Annotated in this window: 10 protein-coding genes and 1 pseudogene; 4 read left to right on the top strand and 7 right to left on the bottom strand. The window is 55.8% G+C overall.

The annotated features are described in order from the left end of the window. On the top strand, positions 1 to 540 hold a 540-nt coding region (locus tag ACQY36_RS04505; protein ID WP_428078017.1), incomplete at its 5' end, for a pilin. A 44-nt stretch (positions 541 to 584) separates the two neighbouring features. Here the strand turns inward: ACQY36_RS04505 and adhE are convergent. After that, on the bottom strand, positions 585 to 3230 hold the full coding sequence (gene adhE / locus ACQY36_RS04500; RefSeq protein WP_428078015.1) for a bifunctional acetaldehyde-CoA/alcohol dehydrogenase: 2646 nt from the start codon (positions 3228 to 3230) through the stop codon (positions 585 to 587). A gap of 185 nt (positions 3231 to 3415) precedes the next feature. Between adhE and ACQY36_RS04495 the strand changes: the two genes are divergently transcribed. From ACQY36_RS04495 to ACQY36_RS04485, 3 genes are all read left to right on the top strand, one after another. Beyond that, positions 3416 to 4054 carry a redox-sensing transcriptional repressor Rex gene (locus tag ACQY36_RS04495; protein WP_428056444.1) on the top strand — a complete coding sequence of 213 codons (639 nt, stop codon included), beginning with the start codon at positions 3416 to 3418 and terminating at the stop codon, positions 4052 to 4054. A 645-nt stretch (positions 4055 to 4699) separates the two neighbouring features. Further along, a complete protein-coding gene (locus tag ACQY36_RS04490; RefSeq protein ID WP_428078013.1) occupies positions 4700 to 5914 on the top strand; it encodes a hypothetical protein in 1215 nt (404 codons plus the stop codon). 183 nt (positions 5915 to 6097) lie between these two features. Further along, positions 6098 to 7303, top strand: coding sequence for a hypothetical protein (locus ACQY36_RS04485; RefSeq protein WP_428078011.1), 1206 nt, complete (start codon positions 6098 to 6100; stop codon positions 7301 to 7303). A 118-nt stretch (positions 7304 to 7421) separates the two neighbouring features. Here the strand turns inward: ACQY36_RS04485 and nagA are convergent, their stop codons facing one another. From nagA to argS, 6 genes and pseudogenes are all read right to left on the bottom strand, one after another. Next, positions 7422 to 8573 carry an N-acetylglucosamine-6-phosphate deacetylase gene (gene nagA / locus ACQY36_RS04480; protein WP_428078009.1) on the bottom strand — a complete coding sequence of 384 codons (1152 nt, stop codon included), beginning with the start codon at positions 8571 to 8573 and terminating at the stop codon, positions 7422 to 7424. 2 nt (positions 8574 to 8575) lie between these two features. Next, positions 8576 to 9397 (bottom strand): glucosamine-6-phosphate deaminase, encoded by an 822-nt coding sequence (gene nagB / locus ACQY36_RS04475; protein WP_428078007.1) that lies wholly within the window; start codon positions 9395 to 9397, stop codon positions 8576 to 8578. 30 nt (positions 9398 to 9427) lie between these two features. Beyond that, positions 9428 to 10858, bottom strand: a pseudogene (nagE, locus tag ACQY36_RS04470) (N-acetylglucosamine-specific PTS transporter subunit IIBC); the annotation flags it as partial. Positions 10859 to 10895: 37 nt separating this feature from the next. Beyond that, a complete protein-coding gene (ptsP, locus tag ACQY36_RS04465) occupies positions 10896 to 13406 on the bottom strand; it encodes a phosphoenolpyruvate--protein phosphotransferase (RefSeq protein ID WP_428078005.1) in 2511 nt (836 codons plus the stop codon). A gap of 151 nt (positions 13407 to 13557) precedes the next feature. Further along, on the bottom strand, positions 13558 to 19584 hold the full coding sequence (locus ACQY36_RS04460; protein WP_428078003.1) for an alpha-2-macroglobulin family protein: 6027 nt from the start codon (positions 19582 to 19584) through the stop codon (positions 13558 to 13560). A 108-nt stretch (positions 19585 to 19692) separates the two neighbouring features. Next, positions 19693 to 21285: an arginine--tRNA ligase gene (gene argS / locus ACQY36_RS04455; protein ID WP_428056451.1), complete on the bottom strand. Its 1593-nt coding sequence runs from the start codon at positions 21283 to 21285 to the stop codon at positions 19693 to 19695. Positions 21286 to 21289: the final 4 nt, after the last annotated feature.

Here is a 21289-nt window from a genome sequence, read left to right as displayed (position 1 = left end):
TTTTTTGATAAATTGGGAATATCAACTTATATAAATAGGGGGATATATCCCGTGCGGAAAACTCTCGGATTTACGCTTATAGAGCTGTTGGTGGTTGTCTTAATTATCGGTATTTTGGCGGCTGTCGCGTTGCCGTCATATGAGTTTGTTGTCAAAAAAACACGTATGAATAACTATTTGGCTACTTTTCGGACTATTAAAAAGAGTATGGAAATGTATCTATTGGCAAGTGGCGGAGTATTTCCTGACACCTTACAGGATTTGGACCTAGACCTACCTGGATGTACTTATAGCATACGTGGATCGCATTTTGTATATATTTGTCAAGACGGGACATTTGAGTATTGGGGACCGTCGCAGGTTCATATTCATCTTACAGTACCCTATATTGACGCCCTAGCGTTATATGCACATTCGGCGGAGAAAAACCAGAAAATTTATTGCAGAGCTAAGGAACCCATAGACAAAAAAGTATGTCTGGCATTGGGGGGTGTATATGTGAATGAAATTGCTGGAGCAAGTCAGTACGAAATGCCGTAAAAGAACCCCGGAGCATTTGCTCCGGGGTTTTCTTCTAAAACAACTTATTTGCCTTTCGTATGCTTTACGGGTTCGCCGTAGTAGGCTTTCAGGTACAGCTCCTTAATTTCGCTGATCAGCGGGTAGCGGGCGTTGCCGCCGGTGCACTGGTCGTCAAAGGCGAGTTCGGAGAGCTTATCTAAGTTAGCCAGAAATTCCTGTTCCGGGATGCCGTATTCTTTGATAGATTTCGGGATGTTGAGTTTATGTTTCAAGTCCTCAATCATATCAATCAGCGTCTGCACTTTAGCGTCTTTGTCATCGCCCAGTTTGTTATGCGGCAGCAGGAAGTCCACGATTTTGCCGTAGCGTCCTTTTACAAACGGGTATTTGTACTGCGGGAACAAGCCCTGTTTGGTGGGTTTATCCGTCGCGTTGAATTCAATGACGTAAGAGAGCAGCAAGGCGTTGGCCAGGCCGTGCGGCACGTGGTACATCGCGCCCAGCTTGTGGGCCATAGAGTGCGAAAGACCCAGGAACGCGTTGGCGAAAGCCATACCGGCAATCGTGGCGGCGTAGTGCATTTTTTCGCGGGCGTTGATGTCCTTTGCGCCAAAGGTGTAAGACTTTTCCAGATACTTAAACACCAGGCGGATGGCTTCCAAAGCCTGGCCGTCCGTAAAGTTCGTGGCGAATACGGAGGTGTAGGCTTCAATGGCGTGGGTCAACACGTCCAGACCGGAGAAAGCCGTCAGGGATTTGGGCATACCGAGCACGAATTCCGGGTCAATAATCGCCATATCCGGGGTAAGAGCATAGTCGGTAATAGCATATTTGGTGCCGGTTTTTTCGTCGGTGATGATGGTGAACGGCGTAACTTCCGAACCGGTGCCCGAGGTGGTCGGGATGGCGACCATGGTGGCTTTTTTGCCCAGGGGCGGAGCCGCGTAAATGCGTTTGCGGATATCCATAAAGCGCATGGCGATGTCTTCAAAGCTCGTGTCCGGGTTTTCGTACATCAGCCACACCATTTTGCCTTCGTCCATGGCCGAGCCGCCGCCGAGGGCGATAATCAAATCCGGCTGCCAGGAATTGGCGATGGACAGCGCTTCGTTGACGTTGGAGATGTTCGGATCGGGCAGTACGTCGGAGAACACGCGGAACTTGATGTTGAGGCTTTCCAAAACGTCGGCAACGGCGCGGACGTGGCCCAGCTGTTCCATCGTTTTATCCGTAATGATGTACGCGCGCTGTTTGTCGGACAGTTCGGCCAGCGCCTGCGAAAGCGCGCCGCGTTTGAAGTAGATTTTGGAAGGTACTTTGTACCAGTACATATTTTCGCGGCGTTCCGCGACGGATTTCACGTTCATAAGATGTTTCACCCCAATATTTTCGCTGACGGAGTTGCCGCCCCAGGAGCCGCAGCCCAGCGTTAAAGACGGCGCGAGTTTGAAGTTGTACACGTCGCCGATGGCGCCCTGGGAAGAAGGCATATTAATCAGTGTGCGGGCGGTGGGCATATCTTTGAAAACGTCAATATGGTCCTCGTTGGCTTCGTCCGTATACAGCACGGAAGTGTGGCCGGCCCCGCCGTAGAGAATCAGGTCGCGCGCCAGCTGGGCGGCCTGGCTGAAATCTTTGGCGCGGTAGAAACCCAGCACGGGGGAGAGTTTTTCGCGGGCAAAGGGTTCTTCGTCGTTTACTTCTTTGGCTTCGGCGATGAGAATCTTGGTGCCGGCGGGCACTTTAATGCCGGCCATTTCCGCGATTTTTTCCGCGCTCTGGCCCACAATGCCGGAGTTGAGCTTGCCGTTTACCACCACGGTGTCGGCCAGTTTTTTGCGGTCTTTTCCGGTTACAAAATGGCAGCCGCGGGCGATGAATTCTTCTTTTACCTGGTCATAGATGGAATCTTCCACGATGACGGACTGTTCGCTGGCGCAGATCATGCCGTTGTCAAACGTTTTGCTCATAATCACGGAGCTGACGGCCATTTTGATGTTGGCGGTGGCGTCAATCACCACGGGGGTGTTGCCCGCGCCTACGCCGATGGCCGGCTTGCCGGAGGAGTACGCGGCTTTTACCATGCCGGGGCCGCCGGTGGCGAGAATGAGGTTGATGTCTTTGTGGTGCATGAGCGCGTTGGAAAGGGGCATGGTCGGGTTGTCAATCCAGCCGATAATGCCTTCCGGCGCGCCGGCTTCCACGGCCGCGTTTAAAACGATTTTCGCCGCTTCAATCGTGCATTTTTTGGCGCGCGGGTGCGGAGAGAACACGATGCCGTTGCGGGTCTTTAACGCCAAAAGGCTTTTAAAGATGGCCGTAGAGGTCGGGTTCGTGGTCGGGATAACGCCCGCAATCAGGCCGATGGGCTCGGCCACCTGGCGGAAGCCGAAGGCGTCGTCGTCCGACAGGACGCCGCAGGTTTTGGTGTCTTTATATTGGTTGTAGATGTACTCGGAAGCGAACTGGTTTTTGATTACCTTGTCTTCCATTACCCCCATGCCCGTTTCTTCTACGGCCATTTTGGAAAGCGGGATGCGGTTCTGCGCGGCGGCGATGGCGGCCGCGCGGAAAATTTTGTCCACTTGTTCTTGCGTGTAAGTCGCATAAATGCGCTGGGCGTCTTTTACCTTGGCGACGATCTGGTCCAGATGGGCCAATTCCTCGGGGGTGGCGACGCACGGCGCTGCAGTTTTCTTTTCCGCCATAATTAATCTCCTTTGCGATGCAAAATAATCAGATAGATATTTTGATATCTATATTTTATCTTTTGCGGGTAATAAAGTCAACATCCCCTCGGAACTGTTAAAAGCGGGCGGCTTGACAGCGGGAAATTAAAAATATATCATAGATATTATAATATCCAGTAATTGCCGACGGAGTGACTAAATCTATGAGCCTGTTTCACCGTAAAAAAGACATCAGCATCCAAACCATCCGCCGTCTGCCGCAGTACCTGCGGATTTTTTACAACCTGCACGCCTACGGGCGCGAGCTGGTTTCTTCCACCGCGCTGGCCGAAGAAACGCAGCTGCTGCCCATTGTGATTAAAAAAGATTTACAGGCCGTGGGGGCCCCCAGCAAACTGCGCGCGGGGTTTAAAGTGGCGGGCACGATTGCCGTGATTGAAAAATTCCTGGGCTGGAACAATTTAAACAAAGCGTTTCTCGTGGGCGTGGGGCATTTGGGCGCGGCGCTGTTGGGGTTTGACGGGTTTAAAAACCACGGGCTGGAAATTGTGGCCGCGTTTGATACGCACCCGGAAAAGGTGGGCAGCGCGTTTCACGGCGTGCAGGTGTATCACACCGCGCAGCTGGCGAGCGTGATTGAAAAACAGGATTTGCGGATTGCCGTGCTGACGGTGCCCGCGTCCGCCGCGCAGGGTATTACGGATACGCTGGTGGCGGCGGGGATTAAGGCCATTTGGAACTTTGCGCCCGTTAATTTAACGGTGCCGCCCGGCGTGGTGGTGCAGAAGGAGGATATTTCCTCCGGCCTGGCCGAGCTGTGCGCGAAACTAAAAAGTAAATAACGCCTGCCGTATTCTGACGGCGGCGTGTGTCTGCTAAACAGTAAATTCTTTCTATGCAAGAGGGGGCCGCCTGGGGGCGGTCCCCTCTTGGGTTGTTTCCATCTAACTAATACTACCGTCTAACATTCTACCCCCGGCCGTGCAGATAAAGAACCGCTCCCAAAAGACTTTTGTGTCCCCGAATGTTTCTCTCCCAAGTATCTAAAAGTGCCGTCTATTGCCAGGCCCTGACCAGGCCAGAGCTCCAAGGCCCGGACCCTGCGGGCCGTCCGGATGGGTGTGGTCGTTTTAAGCAGGTCTTAGCCCTGTTTATAAAACGCCTCAAGGCGGAAGAATGTTTTTACTTGTTTGAGCGGTAGCGAGTTGTAAAAACATCCGCCGCGAGTGCGTTTTATAGGGCCCGAACCCTGCGGGTGGCTTTTCGGGCTCGCTGTTACGGTGCTTGGCAACATTGTGTAAACAGTGTGGCTCAATTAGTCGGATGTACCCGCATAGACAACCGTCCCCTGGAAGGGGGCCTTGATTTGTTTTTTTTTTTGATAAATTGGGGGAAGACCTATTGGGTCGTATCCCCTCGCATGCCTCGTTTAAACTCTTTTCTCCGGGGATATTTGGTCCATTCCCGCAAGGATGGAAGGAGTTTCTATGAAACATATTCTTTTGTTTTGTCTGTCTTTGTTCTTGTCCGTACCGTCTTTTGCCGAGATTATTTCTTCGGTCAGCTTTAATCCGTCTCGTATGGGTGAATATACGTATTTAAAGATAACGGATAAAGCCAATTTAAAAGGAGGCTTAAACGCCACCACAATGAACATTAACTCCGGCGGCACCGTAACGATGACGACGGATAACAGCGCGCGTATTTATGACGTGCCGACGGTAACGGGCGCGTCGGGTTCCGCTATCAATATGCCGAATACGGCTTTCCACGGCAATACGTCCAATACGTATTCCAGCTATAAATCGGAAAGCACATCCGCCCCGTCGGGTCTTTTACCGAGTGTAGCGGCCAAAGGCGGCACGCAGACATATAATAATGATTCGTATATCCAAACCTTGGACGCCGTAAATATGCTCAAACAGAAAGTGGGGAGTTTAAAGGGCGGCACTTTGGAGATTACGGGCAACAGCGGAAGCACGGTGGGATTGTACGACAGCGGGAATACGGCAGGTTTCCACTTGGCGGGGAATGATATCCCGGAGCCTACGGCCGCGCATACCAATACGGGCACTAACTTAACCCAGTGCCAGTTGGCGTGGGAGAAGCGCAAGACGAGTGACAGTACGCCGAAAGAAGTGTGGCTGCTGGCGCTTCAGAACTGCGGCAGCGGCGAAGGCGGGTGTGATGACTCGCTGAAAGAAATGTGTGTTAATCCGCCTGCGAAACAGGGAAATTTAATTTTGTTGAGCACCCCCGGCACCTGGAATTCGCAGACGTGTGAGTGTACCTGCCCGTCCGGGTCTACGTTACAAAGTTCCGGATATTGCCAGAGATCTTTGAGCCCGGTAGATCCTGTAGATCCGGTTGAGCCAGCGGAGCCCACATATCAATGGGTCCTCACGTCGGAGGGATATCAAGGGGAAGCCATGAGCAACTCTGTTTCGGGATCTCTTAATTGTGCTGCGTCCTGTGCCATAACGGCAACGGCTTCCTTACCTTTTGGGAAATATCAAATCCCGTCCAGCCATGAGGCGAATTATTTTGTGCCGCCTTGCAGCAGCAGCAACGTGGGACATACCTGCGCTACCCAGGTGAAAATAAATTCACAGACCGGGGAACTGTATAGGGATGATCTGGCAGAAGGGGGCGTAATGATTAAGTCCTATTGTCCGAAATATCAATGCCAGGCTGTTTATTAAATACCTTCCCCCGCTTAACAGCGGGGGTTTTTGTTCGTACCGTTGTTTGGCGCGGGGCTTGACGCGTTTTTTTTTTGATAAATTGGGGAAAGACCTATTGGGTCGTATCCCCTCGCATACCTCGCTTAAACTCTTCTCTCCGGGGATATTTAGGCCATTCCCATCAGGATGGAAGGAGTTTCTATGAAACGAGTTTTAACCGTCTTAGTTTTACTTTCCGGCGCGTATATATTACACGCTGAACAAATGACGTTTGTTACCACCTTGTCTTCTCCCTTGGGCACGTTTGCGCAGCTGGAAACGGCGGACTACAGCGCCACCACGTCCGTACCATTGTTAAACTTTTGCAATACGCGTTCTCCTGCCGGTACGGTAACGCTTAAAGGGGCGGACACCTATTTACAAACACTGTCTTTGAAAAACGGCACCACTCTGGGCGGCAACACGCCGGAGTACCGCATTTCGGGCACGCTTAGCGTCAATAACAACAGCGAAGTAACAGGCGGATGTCTGCTGGCGAATACGGCCACGGTGTCGGGAGCTTCATCGGCTAAAAGCAAAGTGGAAGACACGTTATATGCGGCCAGCTTAAAAGTAAAAGGCGCGAAAGCCGCCAGTCTGACCATTCCGGGGCAGGTGCAGACGGTTGGGACGGGAAGCGGTTTAACTATGTATTGGAGTAATTCGGAATGTTCCTCTTCCTCAGAGGGTTCCTCAGCGGGAAACGGCGGCGTGGAGTTTGTCAGTATGGGGGATGGGTTAGGCTATGAGAGCAAAGATTATGTAGATGTAAAAGATTATATTTATCCTCGGAATACTGCTTATACAGACGGTAAACCCCTCTGGTATCTTTATGACGGCGATAATGACCAACGCGAGTTTGACTTAAATTGTGAATGCGTCGTCTGTTATAACGAAGGTTCCGTGGATAGGCGACCCAAAAGCTTCTTTAATACTTATTTTCAATCGCCTACCCTGTGTAAGGATTCAAACTGGCCTACACCTTCGTTGTCCACTAATATGGGCTCTGCATACGGATTGGCTGAATATGTTCAGGCGCGCCCGGATCCCAGTTATTATAAACAAGACGGTTTTTGGATGACCGATGTTTTTTATACGGAGGAGTACCTTTTTGGCGGTCATTATGGAAGCAACGCGCACAGCTATCTTGAATTGAACGCCAGCTGTAATAGTGATTTGGGGGATGTAGGACCTTATTCGCTGGATACGCGCAAAAAATCTTTTGCGATGGGCTGTTTATATCCGTCTGGGGACGGATATGTGCATCACTATTGTGCATTTTGGAACTGTAAGATATGGAAGAAAGAGAACGATTCCTGCGATGAAGAAACTGACGGCGGAAGCAGTTATTTGCTAAAGTCCAGATAATATCCGGCGGGGAGTACAAAAGGGCGTTTGGCCGGATGGTTTTTTAATGCAATACTTCCATAAACCCGTTCCGCATACACGCGCGGAACGGGTTTCGTTTGAAAGGCTCTCCCTGTTTTTATATCTGCTCGCCGCCGATAAATACGGCTTGCGGTTGGAAATCTTTGTTGAGAAGCGTGATATCCGCCTCCGCGCCGTCTTCTATGCGGCCCCGGTGGGTCAGCCCCGTCAGCCGGGCCGCGTTGGAACTGGTGCAGCGGGCGGCCTGCGGCAGGGTGTAGCCAAAATCCAGCAGGTTTTTGAGTCCCCGCGCCATCGTCAGCGCGGACCCTGCGATAACACCGTCTGCCTTGCGCCGCCATACGCCGCCTTCAAACGCCACTTCTTCTCCGTTGGCGATGAAAGGGCCGCTCTGCTGCCCGGTGGGGAGTAATGCGTCCGTCACCACGACGATGTTTTCCACCGGCTTGACGGTGCGCAGGAAGGATACAATGTCCGGGTGGACGTGTACGCCGTCGGCGATGATTTCGCACGAAATGCCCGGGTGCATCAGCACCGCGCCGGATGCGCCGGGCGCACGCTGGTTAAACGGGCTCATGGCGTTAAACAAATGCGTCGCGTGCGTAACGCCGCGCGCGGCACCCAGCAGAAATTCGTCGTAAGTGGCGTTGGTGTGGCCGGCCTGAGGCAGGATGCCGTGTTCTTTGCAGAAGGTGATGACGGCCTCAATGCCCGGCAGTTCGGGCGCGAGCGTCATGGCCGCTATTTTGCCGTCCGCGGCTTCATACAAGCGTTTGAATGCGTCCAGATCGGCGGGGGAAATATCTTCCGGCTTCATGACTCCGGGCTTCTTGGGCGAAATAAACGGGCCTTCCAGATGAAACCCAATTATCCGCGCGCCTTTTTCTTTGCCAAACGCGGGCGCCAGATTTTTAAGCAAAGTTTCCATTTCGCGCGGCTTGCCGCAGTAGAGCGTGGGGCAGAAGGCCGCCACGCCGTGCTTGGCCAGCTCTTCCGACATGGCCCACAGCGCTTCGGGCGTGCCCTGTTCGGGCCCGTGCCCGGCGTATCCGTGGATGTGCAAATCAATAAACCCCGGTACGGCAAACGCGCCCTTTCCGTCCGTGCGCGGCAGCTGCTGCGCCTGCGGCGGGAGTTCGCCGTCCGGCAGGAGACGGAAAATCTTGCCGTCTTTTATCCACAAAGCGGCGTTTTGCAGGGTGTCGTCCGGCGTAACCGCGCATATGTTGGCGAGTAAAAATTCGGGCATGGTTATGCCTCCTCTATTTCCAGCGTCCAGTGTTCGGCGTCCGGTTCGGCCTGCATCCGCGCGTCCAGCTTGGCTTTGGCGGCGGCGGCCAGGAGCGAGCAGGCTTCCGGGTCCGCCAGCAGGGTGGCGTGCGGGTGGAGTTTTAGGGCGGTAATAGGCCAGTTTAAGTCTTTACCGGGCTCAAACAGCCGGGCCACGGCTTCGGCTTTTTTTGTGCCCGAGGCCAGGAACAGCACTTCTTTGGCGTCTGTTACCGTGCCGATGCCGACGGAAAGCGCCTGATGCGGCACGCGCCGCAGGTCGTTTAAAAAGAAGCGGGAATTGGCTTCTATGGTGCTGGGGGTCAGCTCCACCGGGCGCGTGCGGGTGTTAAAGGCCGAGCCCGGCTCGTTAAACGCAATATGTCCGTTGCGTCCCACGCCGCCCAGGAATAAATCAATGCCGCCGGCTTGGGCGATGGCGGCTTCGTAATCCGCGCATTCTTTGTTTAAATCCGCCGCCTGACCGTTTAAAATATGGATGTTTTCGGGGCGGATGTCCACCTCGTTAAACAGGTTTTGGCGCATATAGCTGTGGTAGCTTTGCGGGTGGTCCTGCGGCAGGCCGACGTATTCGTCCATATTAAACGTGATGATATTTTTAAAACTCAGCAGTCCTTCTTTATGAAACAGGCGCAGGTTGGCGTACATATCCACCACCGTCCCGCCGGTGGGCAGGCCCAGCACAAACGGTTTTTCGGGCGAAGGCGCGGCGGCGTTGATTTTTTCTTTTACGTACGCCGCGGCCCACAGACCCAAATTCATTTTTGTTACGACTAAACGCATATATCCCCCAAACGTTTATTTTAAATAGGGTTTAATTTCGTCGGAAATTAAATCCGCTTCCGGCCCGATAACCACCTGCACGCTGCCCGCCGCGCCTTTTACTACGCCGCGCGCGCCCAGTTTTTTAAGCGCGTCCGCGTTGACTTGGTCGTCGTGCGCCACTTCCACGCGAAGCCGCGTGGCGCAGGCGTCAATGGTTTTGATATTGTCTTTTCCGCCCAGGGCCGCCAGGTATTTTTGGCCGCGGGTGTCTTGCCGGGCGGGCGCGGTTTCGGCCGCGCCGGCGGGGGCGGCGGTTTGCCGTTCAGGGGCGTCTGCGGGTTCTTCTTCCCGGCCCGGCGTTTTTAAATTCCATTTGGTGATGACGAAGTAAAACACCGCGTAATACACCCCGCCGTACACCAGCCCCACGGGCAGTAAAATCCACGCGTTGGTGCCCAGGCCGTAGCTTAACAGATAGTCAAAAAGCCCCGCCGAAAACGTAAAGCCCAGCTTTACGCCCAGGACGTTCATCACCGTCATGGAAATGCCCGTTAAAACGGCGTGCACCACATACAGCGGAAACGCCAGGAACATAAACGAAAATTCAATCGGCTCCGTGATGCCCGTTAAAAAGGACGTCAGCGCCATGGAAAGCAAAATGCCCGCGGTGGCTTTTTTGCGTTTGGTGTCGGCGGTTTTAATCATGGCCAGGCACGCGGCGGGGAGGCCGAACATCATAATGGGGAAGAACCCGGCCATAAAGGCGCCGGCTTCGGGATCTTTGGCGAAGAAGCGCGTTAAATCCCCGTGTACGACGGTGTCAATGCCGTTTTGCACGGTCATAAAATCGCCGAACTGAAACCAAACGAGGTTGTTTAAAATGTGGTGCAGGCCCAGGGGAATGAGCAGGCGGTTGGCCAGACCGTAGAAGAACAGGCCGATATTGCCGGAGGTAATCGTCCAGTCCCCAAACGCGCCGATAACGCGGCCGATGGGCGGCCAGATAAAGTACGCCGCGCCCGCAATGACGAGGCACGCCGCGCCCGTGACAATGGGCACAAAACGCCGTCCGCCGAAGAAAGCCAGGTAGGAAGGCAGCTTGATGTTTTTGTATTTGTTATACAAAAGCCCCGCCGTTACGCCCACGATAATACCGCCCAAAACGCCCATGTTGATGTTCGGGTCCAGTACTTTTAAGGCGGACGTTAAAATCACATAGCCCACAAAAGACGCCAGCGCCGCCGCGCCGTGGTTTTCGTCCGCAAAACCGATGGCTACGCCGAGGGCGAAAATAATGGGCAGGTTGTTAAACACCGCACCGCCCGCTTCGGAAATAAACGCGATGTTGAGTAAATCCGGCTGTCCCAGACGTAAGAGCAGGCCGGCGATAGGCAATACGGCGATGGGCAGCATTAACGCTTTGCCCAGTTTAACAAGTCCTCTTCCCGCTGCGGCTGCGAAGCTTTTTACGGCGTTCATAGTTCCTCCGGTAATGGTAAATTAAACGGCTGTTATGCTATACGGCAAATTCTTTGCGCGCCAGCGCGCGCACTTCCTGCGCGGATGCGAGCCCGACGGCGGCTTGTGCGGCGGCGGCGCATTTTTTTGCGTCCAGGCGGCGCACCAGCGCCTTTACCTCCGCCACGGCTCCGGCCCCGACGGCCAGTTCCGTTACGCCCAGGCCGATTAAAAACGGCACGGCGGCCAAATCGCCGGCCATCGCTCCGCAGACGGCTACGGGTTTGTGGTGCTTTTTAGCGCCCGCGCAAGTCATCTCAATCAGCTTTAACACCGCCGGATGCAAATGGTCCGACAAGGCGCTCAGCTCTTTATGGCCCCGGTCTATCGCCAAGGTGTATTGCGTAAGGTCGTTGGTGCCTACGGAAAAGAAATCCGCGCGGCGCGCCATTTGCTCGCTGGTCAGCGCGGCGGAGGGAACTTCCACCATAATGCCTACTTTTACGTCGGCGGTTACGCCCAGGGCGGCTTTTTCTTCGGCGATTATTTTTTTAAAAAAGTCCACCTCGTCCGCAAACGCAATCATCGGCAGCATAATGCGGGCGCGGTCCGCGGGTGTTACGCTAAGCATCGCGCGGATTTGCGTGTGGAAAAACGCTTCGTTGCGCTTGAACGCGCGTACGCCGCGTATGCCGACGATAGGGTTTTCTTCCGCCGGGATATCCACGAACGGGAGCGGTTTGTCGCCGCCGGCGTCCAAGGTGCGGAAGGTAACGGTTGTTCCGCCCGCCGCGTCCAGCACCGCCTGATAGGCGGCCTGCTGTTCGGCTTCGGACGGAGCCTGCGCGCGGCCGTGGAACAAAAATTCCGTGCGCACGAGCCCGAGCCCGTCCGCTCCGTTTTGGGCGGCCAGGGCGGCTTCTTTTTCGTTGGAAACATTGCCCTCCACCCAAATGCGTACGCCGTCCTGCGTGGCGGCGGCGTCTTGCGCGGCGGCCTGCTGTTTGGCGCGTTCCTGGCGGCTTTGTTCCAAGCGCGCGGCAAAGGCCTGGCACTGCTGTTCGTCCGGGTTGACAAAGGCGGCGGCCGCGTCCCCGTCCAGGCAGACGGCTGCTCCCGCCGGTACGCTAAGTACGTTTTGCCCCGCACGCACGACGGACGGAATGCCCATGTTGCGCAGCATAATGCTGGCGTGCGCGGTAGGGGAGCCCTGCGCTAACAGTACGCCGGCCACGCGTCCGTCAAAAGCGGATACTTCGGACGGCAGCAGTTCGTCCGCCAGTAAAATGCATCCGGCCGGAATTTCGGGCGCGGCTTGCTGGCCGCCGCTTAAACGCAACAGAAGAGCGCGGCGCAAGTCTTTCAAATCGGCGATGCGTTCCATTAAAAAGCGGTTGTTGGTTTTTTTAAGCACGTCAATGCTGTAGCGCACGGCTTCGTTTACGCCGTAGGCGGCGGACTTGCCGCGCGAAATGGCTTCCTGCGCCGTGTTTAAGAGCACCGGGTCTTTTAAAATACCCAGATGGGCCGACAAAATATCTTTGGCCGCGTCGCTTTTCTCCGCCGCGATTTTGGCCTCGGTTTCGGCGGTCAACGCGCGCAGCGTTTCATCCAGCAGGCGGCGTTCGGCCTGAGGGTCGGAAGCGTTTTCTTCAAACGCCGCGTCTTCGGTTTGGAATAAAAAGGATTTTCCCTGCGCCAGGCCGCCGCAGGCGGACAGGCCGGAAAGGCGGACGGGTTTGGAAAAATCGGCCGGAGCGTCTTCTGCCGCGGTTTCGGGGGCGGCGGAAGGAGCGGAAACGGCGTCTTTCTCGCCGAAACCTTCTTTAAACCCGGCTTCTATTTTGGCCAGTGCGGCTTTGGCCTGGTCTGCGGGGCCGGCGGCGCGTACGGTGATTGTATCGCCGGCGCAAAGCGCCATGCCCATAATGCCCACAATGCTTTTGGCGTCGGCGGCGTGGCCGTCTTTAACCAGCTGCACCGTAAACGGATGCGCCATAGCCAGCTGGGCAAGCACCGCGGCGGGGCGGGCGTGCAGGCCGTTTGGATTAATGACGGTAATGGGGGAAGATTCGGTGAACGTTTCCTGTGCGTCCGCGGCGGCGGAAGCGCCCCCGGCGGCCACTTCAAACAGCGGCTGGCCGGCTTTGACGAGTCCGTCCGCCTTTTGCAGGGCGGGCGCGTCGGCGGGAGCCGTCACCACCACCATCACAAACGGGCTGGCGGCTTTTTGCGCCAGCACTTCCTGGCTGAATTTTAAAAGCGGCTGGCCCAGGGTAACGCTGTCGCCCGCTTTGGCAAGCGGCGTAAAACCTTCGCCTTTTAAAGAGACGGTTTCCAGCCCGACGTGAATGAGTACTTCCGCGCCGTCTCGGCCCAGCACTAAGGCGTGGGAGGCTTTGTTAAAATTGATGATTTTTCCGTCAAAAGGGGCAAAGACGGTGTCGTTTGCGGGGTCAACGGCGATACCGTCGCCAAGCATATGTTCGCTGAATACCGGGTCCGGCACTTGTTCCAGGGGGACGACTGCGCCGTCCACGGGAGAAAATACTTTTAGTGTGTTGGGCATAGGAGCTCCTTGAAAGGTTATCTCCATTATAGTATATTCTTGGGGTTTTTTCTGTAGTGAAAAAAGAGGTTATAAGCGGAGCGGATGGGGAGAGGGAAAAATAAAAAAGCCCCGGAGATTTTCCGGGGCTTTTTGCGTGCATCGGTAAAGCTTATTTTTCTACCGTCAGCGCGGCGGCCGCGGTGTGCGCGCCGAACTCGGGCGCGTACATGGACTGCGCCTGCGCGGGCAGCGCGTGGAAACGGCCTTCCACCGTCGGGCGCAGTACGTAGTTAAACGTAACGGTGCCGGCGGGCAGCCAGTTGATGAAGAAGTTTGTTTCCGCGTCGCGGTTTTCGCGGTAGAGCCAGAGCGGATCTGCGGTCCAGCCGCTTAACAGCTCGTCGCTTTCAAAGCCGGCGGGCTTCGGGTCCGACAGGCGGACGTATTCAAACGCGCTGTCGGTGGTAAGCGTCAGCTGGACTTCCACCTCGTCGCCCACTTTTACTTCGCCCAGGTCCTGCACCGGGCGGAGTTTTTGCACGCCGTCCTGCGTGAAGCGGGTAAAGTACTGGCGCGTGACGTTGATGACCCCTTTGGGAGACGCCTTGGCCTCGGCCGATTTGTAGATGAGGGAAAGCGAAGCAAAGTCCGTCATCACGCCTTTCTTTTGAATCTGCGCGGAGAAAGCTTCGGGCGTTACCTGCCGTCCGCGGCGCACGAGCTGGAGGTCTTCCGTCCAGTCAAACGGTTCAAACGAAAAGTTTTTCGTTTCGCCCGCCCAGGTGACGGTATATTGCACGGGCAGCGAAAGCGCGCCTTTGTGTTTCATAACGTCCAGGAGCGTAAACACGGCCTGCGCGGCGGCTTTGGAGTCCGTCCAATCGTTTACCTGACGGTTGAACAGCAGCCACTGGGTCATGGCGTCAATTTTGTCGGACTGCGGGCGCAGTTCCAAAATCGTACGCAGGGTAACGGTCTGCGTGGTCAGCGTGTCGCGGTACCACACCCAGCTCTGCGGTTCGGGCGCAAAGTATGCGCCGGTCAGGTCGTTTTGTTTCATGCGCGAGAGCACCAGATCCAGGTAGCGGTTGGCTTTTACGTCGTCGCCCAGGCGGTGGTATACCGCGGCCGCGTACGTTTGGCCCAGGGCCGTCATAAAGCGGGACTGCTGGTCCGCATAGTCCGCCCAGCGCTGGATATAGGGCTTGGCTTCAGCCGTTTGGGCCCAGCTCTGCGGGAAGGCCGAGAGCGTGTACGCCGCGTACAGCGCATACGCCACCGCGGATTCGGAACCGGTTTTGTCTTGCTGAAGGCGTTTTTCAATGCGCGGGCGGATATAGGCAAAAGCCTTTTGGGCCGCGTCCTGCGGGATTTCGGCGTTATAAGACAGCGCCTGCGCAAACGCGTTTAATGCGTAGAGCGTCAGATAGTCGTCGTCCTGGCCGCCGGGGAACCAGGCAAACGCGCCGCTTTCGTTTTGGAATTTGGCGATCTGCGCGAGTTCTTTGGCCTGCCGGTCGGACACGATTTGCGGGTTAAAGAGGTCAATAATATCGGCTTCTTTCACCTGTTGGCCCTGGGCCTGGCGCAGCCACGGCGTTTGCTCCAACAGCGTCAGGCGCAGCGGGTCGGATTCGTTCCACGAGGCGGTGAGACCCGTGCGTTTGGGCAGTTTGGAAACGGCGTTTTTTAACTGCGGATAGGCGGTGTAGAATTTGTTCACCACCGCCAGCGGCACGTAGCGGTTGAGCGAGGACACCAAGTCCTTATACGGCGAAGAAAGCAGATTGGGCATGGAGTTTAACACCGAAAGCGCCAGGCTGGGGTTTAACGTCAGCGCGGCGGTTTGGAGTTCGGCGTCCGATACGTTTTCAAGCTCCGTCAGTTTCAGCTCGTTCATCCCGTTTTTAAGCGCGATGTTGGCGGTGGCCAGCAGGCGTTCTTTCCCCGGGAAAACGGGCAGGGTTTTCTGTTCGCCGTCGCTGTTTTTGCCGCTGCGCGCGGTAACGGTAATGCTGTAGAGCGCCGGGTCGGCCGGGGCGGTAACGTCCCAGGTTACGAACTGGGTGGCGTCGGCGCCCACGGAAACGGTCTTTTTGGCCTTGGCGATGCCAAAAGCGTCGTTGGCGGAGGCATTGTCTTTTTTAACGGTAATTTCCACGTCCGCCGAGAGTTTTTTGGAGGTCAGGTTCGTTACTGCGGCCTGGAGCACGCCTTTGTCGCCCTCGCGGTAAAAGCGCGGCATCTGCAGGCGGACCATAAAGTCTTTGCGGGTGACGGTCTGGGCGGAAAATGCGCCGAAATCGGCGTTTTTGGTAAGCACAAAGCCCAGGATGTTCCACGCCGTAAGGCTTTGCGGCATCGTCAGGCGTACGGAAGCCTGGCCGTTGACGAGCGGAAGGGCTGGGTTGAAGTAAGCGGTTTCGGAAAAATCCGTGCGCAGAACGGCTTTTTCTGTGCCTGCGGTTTCTTCCGCAGCGGATTCCTGTGTCTCGGCACTCAATGCCATGGCCATATCCGCTTCATCCACCGCGCTGCGCTCAATGGCATATTCCACGCCTTCCTCATAGAATTCCGAGCCTTCGTCATAGGCTGCGACCTGAATCGTATTAGCGGATTTGGCCATAGCCATCCGCGGTACGGCCATGGCGCTGCGGGTGCTGTACAAAGCGCCGCCTAAGGCGCCGTAGAAGCGGCGGGGCATGCGCAGGTTCAGCGTCGGCAGCTGGGGCGGTGCGTAGAACGGCTGGTCAATTTCATCGTAATATACGCTGGCGTAGCCGGTCAGGGCGCTGTCGGCGCGGTCCACAAATTGGGCCGTTTGCGGGAACAGCGTGTCCAGCGTGAAGGGATTATTTTTCTTGGCGTAGTAATCCAGCGATTTATCGTATACGGTTACGCTGGCCTGGCCCTGCACGGGGCTGCCGGTGGCGTCTTTGGCGGTCAGTTTCCACGCGGCGGTTTCGCCGGGGCGTACGGCGTTGGGAACGTCAATCAGCACGCCGAGTTCTTTATTGTCAAAGGGCACCTGCACGGTGGCGGAACCCTCGTGGAACGCATAATTGCTGGCGCCAAACCACGTAAGGCCTACGCCGCCGCGTTCTTCCTGTTCCACGGGGAAGGAATAGACGGACACGCCGCCCGGAAGCAGGTCTTTGCGCGTGAGGAATGTGTTGCCGCGCGAGACTTCCACGCGTTTGGAGCCGGTTAAAGCCCCCGCACCCAGCAGGATGCGCGCGGTTTCGCCGGGATAGTATTTGGCATGCTGTACCAGCGTTACGGCCGGCAGCTGAAGGGCGGACTGGTCCTGCGCCACCACAAAAATCATTTGCTGCGTGTCGGCCTTGTCCGCTTTTACCGTCAGGCGGTAGACGCCTTCGGGCAGGGCGGGCAGGCGGATAGTCTGCGGGCCGGGCGTTTTAAAGTTCAGTTCCTGGATAAACGCTTCGGCTTCTTCTTGGGCGTTGCGATAGATTGTTTCCAGTGAAGAGCGGTTGTTAGGGTTGAAATACTCGTCGGCTTCGCTTTGTTCTTCCCGGGGAAGTACGTTTTCCAGCCGTACGGCGCGCACGGTTACTTTGCCGGAAACGGAGCGTCCGTCCGCGTCCGTCAGGTCAATTTGCGCGAGCGAAGAAGCTTCGGCGTTTGCATCGTAGAAACCCTGGGAAAATTCCACTTTAAAGAGCTTGGGCTGTGCGCTTATTTTGTACGTGCGCGACGCACTGATGGCGCGGCCGCTGTCGTCGTACGCTTCGGCTTTGACGGTGTACTGCGTAAACTGTTCGTCTTTGTCGGCCGGGGCGGGGGTAAATTCAATTTTAAAATCGCCCTTGTCGTCCGTGCGGGTTTCGCCCTGGGCGACTTGCGTGGTTTCGTGGCGCAGGATGCGCGTCCACCACCAGTAGAAGGGGGGAACGTAATCCTGGCGCGAAACGGTATATTTCACCGTGGCTTCCTGCAAAGGCGTGCCGAAATAGTATTGGGCGTGTCCGCGCACCGCGGCGGTTTTGCCGTATTCCAGGGCTTTTTCGGGCTCCGCAAGGGTCAGCTCGTAATCGGGGCGTTTGAAATCTTCCACTTGGAAATTGTCGTAAGTGCGGTAGGTGCGGCCGTTGACGGTAACGGAAACCGCAATCTGAAAATGGCCCAGCATCGGGTTGTCCGGCAGGGTCATTTCCGCGCCGGCGGTGCCCATGGCGTTTAAGAGCGGACTGGCGGAAAAGACCGTGTCGCCCGACGGGCTCGTTACTTTAATTTGCACGCGGCGGCCGGGCAGCACTTTTAAGCCGCGCGGAAGCGTTTCAAAGGCGTTGACGGCCAGCTGTACTTTCTGCCCCGGGCGGTAGATGGCGCGGTCCGTCTGCGCGTAGAGGCGCACCGGGTCGTTGGCGTAAAAATGGAAGTAGACCGAACTCGGCGTATAGGCGAGGCTGCCTTCTTTTTCCGCCAGGGCGTTTACAAAATGGGTATTGTTGGCTTTGCCTTCCGCCGGGGATACGGTTATGGCGCGCGCCAGCGCGGCGGTGCCGTCCGCACCCGTGGAAGCTTTTTCACGCGTTCCGTTCCAGGCGGTGATAACGTCCAGCTTGGCGTTTCCCTCCGGCATACCCGTTTTGAGGTTGACGGTGTAGAAGCGGAACAGGTTCGGGCGGTAGGTTTTGGTTTTGGAAGAGAGCGTGGCGGTGTATTTGTCCGGATTGTCTTCAATCGCGGCGGTAACGAAGAGCGCCAGATCCGTGGCGTTGATTACCACGCCCAATACGGGGGAATCTATCATATCAAAAGATTCGTCCCAGCTGGCGAGGGCGACGTAAAAACCGTTGTCCAGCTCCGGCAGGGAGACGGATACTTTTTGGCTGCGGTAGGGCTTTTGATAGGAAATCTGCGCCGAGGCCGTTTTAAAGGGGGCGCGGTCCAGAAATTTGGTAATGTCGCGCCGGTCCAGCCTGGAGAGAAAATCCCACGAGTTAATCGTGCTTCTGGGGTTCGTCCGGCGGTAAAGCGTTTGGAGTTCCTCAAACGATGTTTTGTACACGCGCACGTAAACATTTCCGGCGTTGCGGACCGTAAAGGGGAGCCGGGCCTTTTGGGGATTAAAGGCGGCGGGCATCGGGCCGAAAGACAGTTCTTTGCGTACAATTTCTTTAGCCAGCTGGCCGGCCTGCAAGGTGTAGTAAGATTCTTCCAGCGTTTGGCCGTATTCGCAGAGTTTTAAAGCGTCCGCCGGGTCGTCATTTTGCTTGAGGAGCTGGGCGGTGCGGTAGGCCGCGTAGGCGTGGCCGTAGTCGGTATCTTCCGGGGAAACATAGCCTTTTAATTTGCTCCAGAAGTTCAGTTTCTGCGGGGTGTAGCCGCTGATGAGCTTTACTTGTTCCACTGCGGTTTGCAGGGCTTTTTCTTTGTTTTCAAGGGTAAAGTAGGACGGATTGTCAAAGGGGAGCAGGATGAACTCGGTCCGCCAGATAATTTTGGCGTTTTGGCGGCTTTTTCCGTCCAAGAGATAAGCCGTTTCCAGAATATGGGCCAGCTGGCCGGCCTTGGCCTGTTGGGCGGGCACGGGCTTGGCGGCGCCGTCCAGATAGGTGTATGCCGCGGCGCGCGCCAGCGGGAGGATTTCGCCGCCGGATTTCAGCCGCTGCGCCCAGTTGTACACAACGAAGTCAAACAGCGTGGGGATGCGCCGGGTGTCCGTGTCTTTTAAATTTAAAATCAGCGTTTCTTTTTCCACCGGGGCGTTAATCAGCGCGGCGCGCAGGGCCCAGAGGGTTTCGTAGTCCTGGTCAATTTGCGCGTTCCACTGCGCCTGCGTCCATTGTTCCAAAGAGACGGTACCGTCCTCGGACGCAATTTCCCGTTCGTTCATTAATAAAGGATAGACGGAAACCACTTGTTCCGCTGTTTGGATGCGGTAGAGGAGAAAGCGGGCTTTCCATAAATCGTTTGCGGGCAGTTCATAGCCCAGTATGGTTTTGGCGGCGTTCATATATTCGCCCAGGTTGTACTGGCAGGCCGCTTTGCGCAGCTGGGCCTGCAGGCGGTCTTCGCCGGTGGCGGTTTGCAGGATTTGCTCGTATTGCGCCAGCGCGGCGGTATAATCCCCTTTGGCGTAGGCTTCTTCGGCCTTAGGCAGGCTTTGCGCGTTTACGGCCAGCGGGAACAAAATAAGCCCCAACAGCAGATGAACGGTTTTTTTCATATTCCTTCTCCCCTTGTGTATACTGCAGTATTTCCAGAAGAAAAATCTCCGTCCGCCCAGCGGGGGAAAGAGATTTTTCTTCTTGCGGCTGTTCAAATTTCCTCAGGCCTACATAACTTCCGGCGCGTTTACGCCGATAAATTCAAGCCCTTTCTTAATGCGTTCCGCGACGCGCTGGCAGATGAACAGGCGGGACTTGGTCTGTTCCAAGTTCTCCTCGTCCAGTACGCGGCAGCTGTCGTAAAACGCATGGAAAAGCCCCGCCAGCTCAATGAGGTACGTCGTTAAGTGGTGGGGGCTTAAATCGGCCACGCAGTTGCGCAGCACCTGCTTAAACCAAACCAGTTTTAATAAAAGCGCGCGTTCCTGCGGCGCGAGCGGCGTGGTGATGCCGTTATATTCGGTGATGCCTTTTTCGGCGGCCGCTTTAAAAATGGAATGGATGCGCGCATGTACGTATTGCACGTAAAAAACGGGGTTTTCGTTGGTGCGTTTTTTAGCCAGGTCCATATCAAAGAGCATATGGGCGTTGGGGGTGCGGCTGGCAAAGAAGAAGCGGCAGACGTCCGTGCCCACTTCGTCCATCAGTTCGCGCAGCGTAATAAAACGGCCCGCGCGTTTGGACATTTTTACCTGTTCGCCGTGTTCCGTCAGGTGCACCAGCTGGTGAATAATCGGCACGAAAGAATTTTCTTCGCGGCCCAGCGCGTGTACGGCGGCTTTCATACGCGGAACGTAACCGTGGTGGTCCGCGCCCAGGATGTCAATCAGCGTATCGTAGCCGCGGTCGTATTTATTTTTATGGTAGGAAATGTCGGCCAAAAAGTAGGTCGGGCGGCCGTCTTTGCGCACGAGTACGCGGTCTTTATCGTCCTGCGCTTCGGCGTCTTTGGTGGAACCGAACCAGACGGCTCCTTCTTTTTCGTAGGTAAAGCCTTTCTCGCCCAGCGCTTCCAGCGCTTTTTGCGGGGCCTGTTCTTTGTGCAGGTCCGATTCGCGGAACCAGCGGGTAAAGTCTACATGAAAGTCTTTCATGTCCTGCTGCTGGGTTTTAATCAGTTCTTCCATCGCCCAGCGGCCGTAGTCTTCTTCTTTCAGGTCCGCCGGCATGCGTTTGGCCAAATCAATCAGGTAAGAGCCGTGATAGCCGTTTTCCGGCGGCTCTTTGCCTTCTTTTCTGGCTTTGACGGATACGGCCAGCAGTTCGGCCTGGTTGCCCGCGTCGTTGACGTAGTATTCGCTGTCGCACGAATAGCCCAGCGCGCGGTGTATTTTTACCAGGCTGTCGCCCAGGCTGGCGCCTCTGCCGCTGGCCACGTGCAGCGGGCCGGTGGGGTTGGCGGAAACGAATTCAATTAAAATATTGTGTTTGGCGCTTTCGGCGTCGCGGTCTTTGATGCGGCGGTCCGAAGCGGTGGTGATGACGAAATTGTCTTCCAGCTTTAAATTGATAAACCCGGGCGGCAGGGCCGACGCGTCGGCCACGGCGGTCATCTCGCGCAGCACTTTGCAGGCTTCTTTGGCGATTTCCAGCGGGTTCTTGCGCATTTTTTTGGCGGCGGCCATGGCCCACACCAGCGAAATATCCGCCCCGGTATGGGCGGGCGCGGCGGAAAATTCCACTTCCGGCAATTCAAAACCTTTGAAGTAGTCCGCGTTGGAGAGTTTTAAAGTAATGTCTTGTTTCAGTTTTTCTAGCATGTTG

It is taken from the genome of Candidatus Avelusimicrobium alvi (assembly GCF_958451995.1).
Lineage (GTDB): Bacteria > Elusimicrobiota > Elusimicrobia > Elusimicrobiales > Elusimicrobiaceae > Avelusimicrobium > Avelusimicrobium alvi.
The sequence above is the reverse complement of the archived record's forward strand: the minus strand, read 5'-3'. Positions and strand labels throughout refer to the sequence as shown.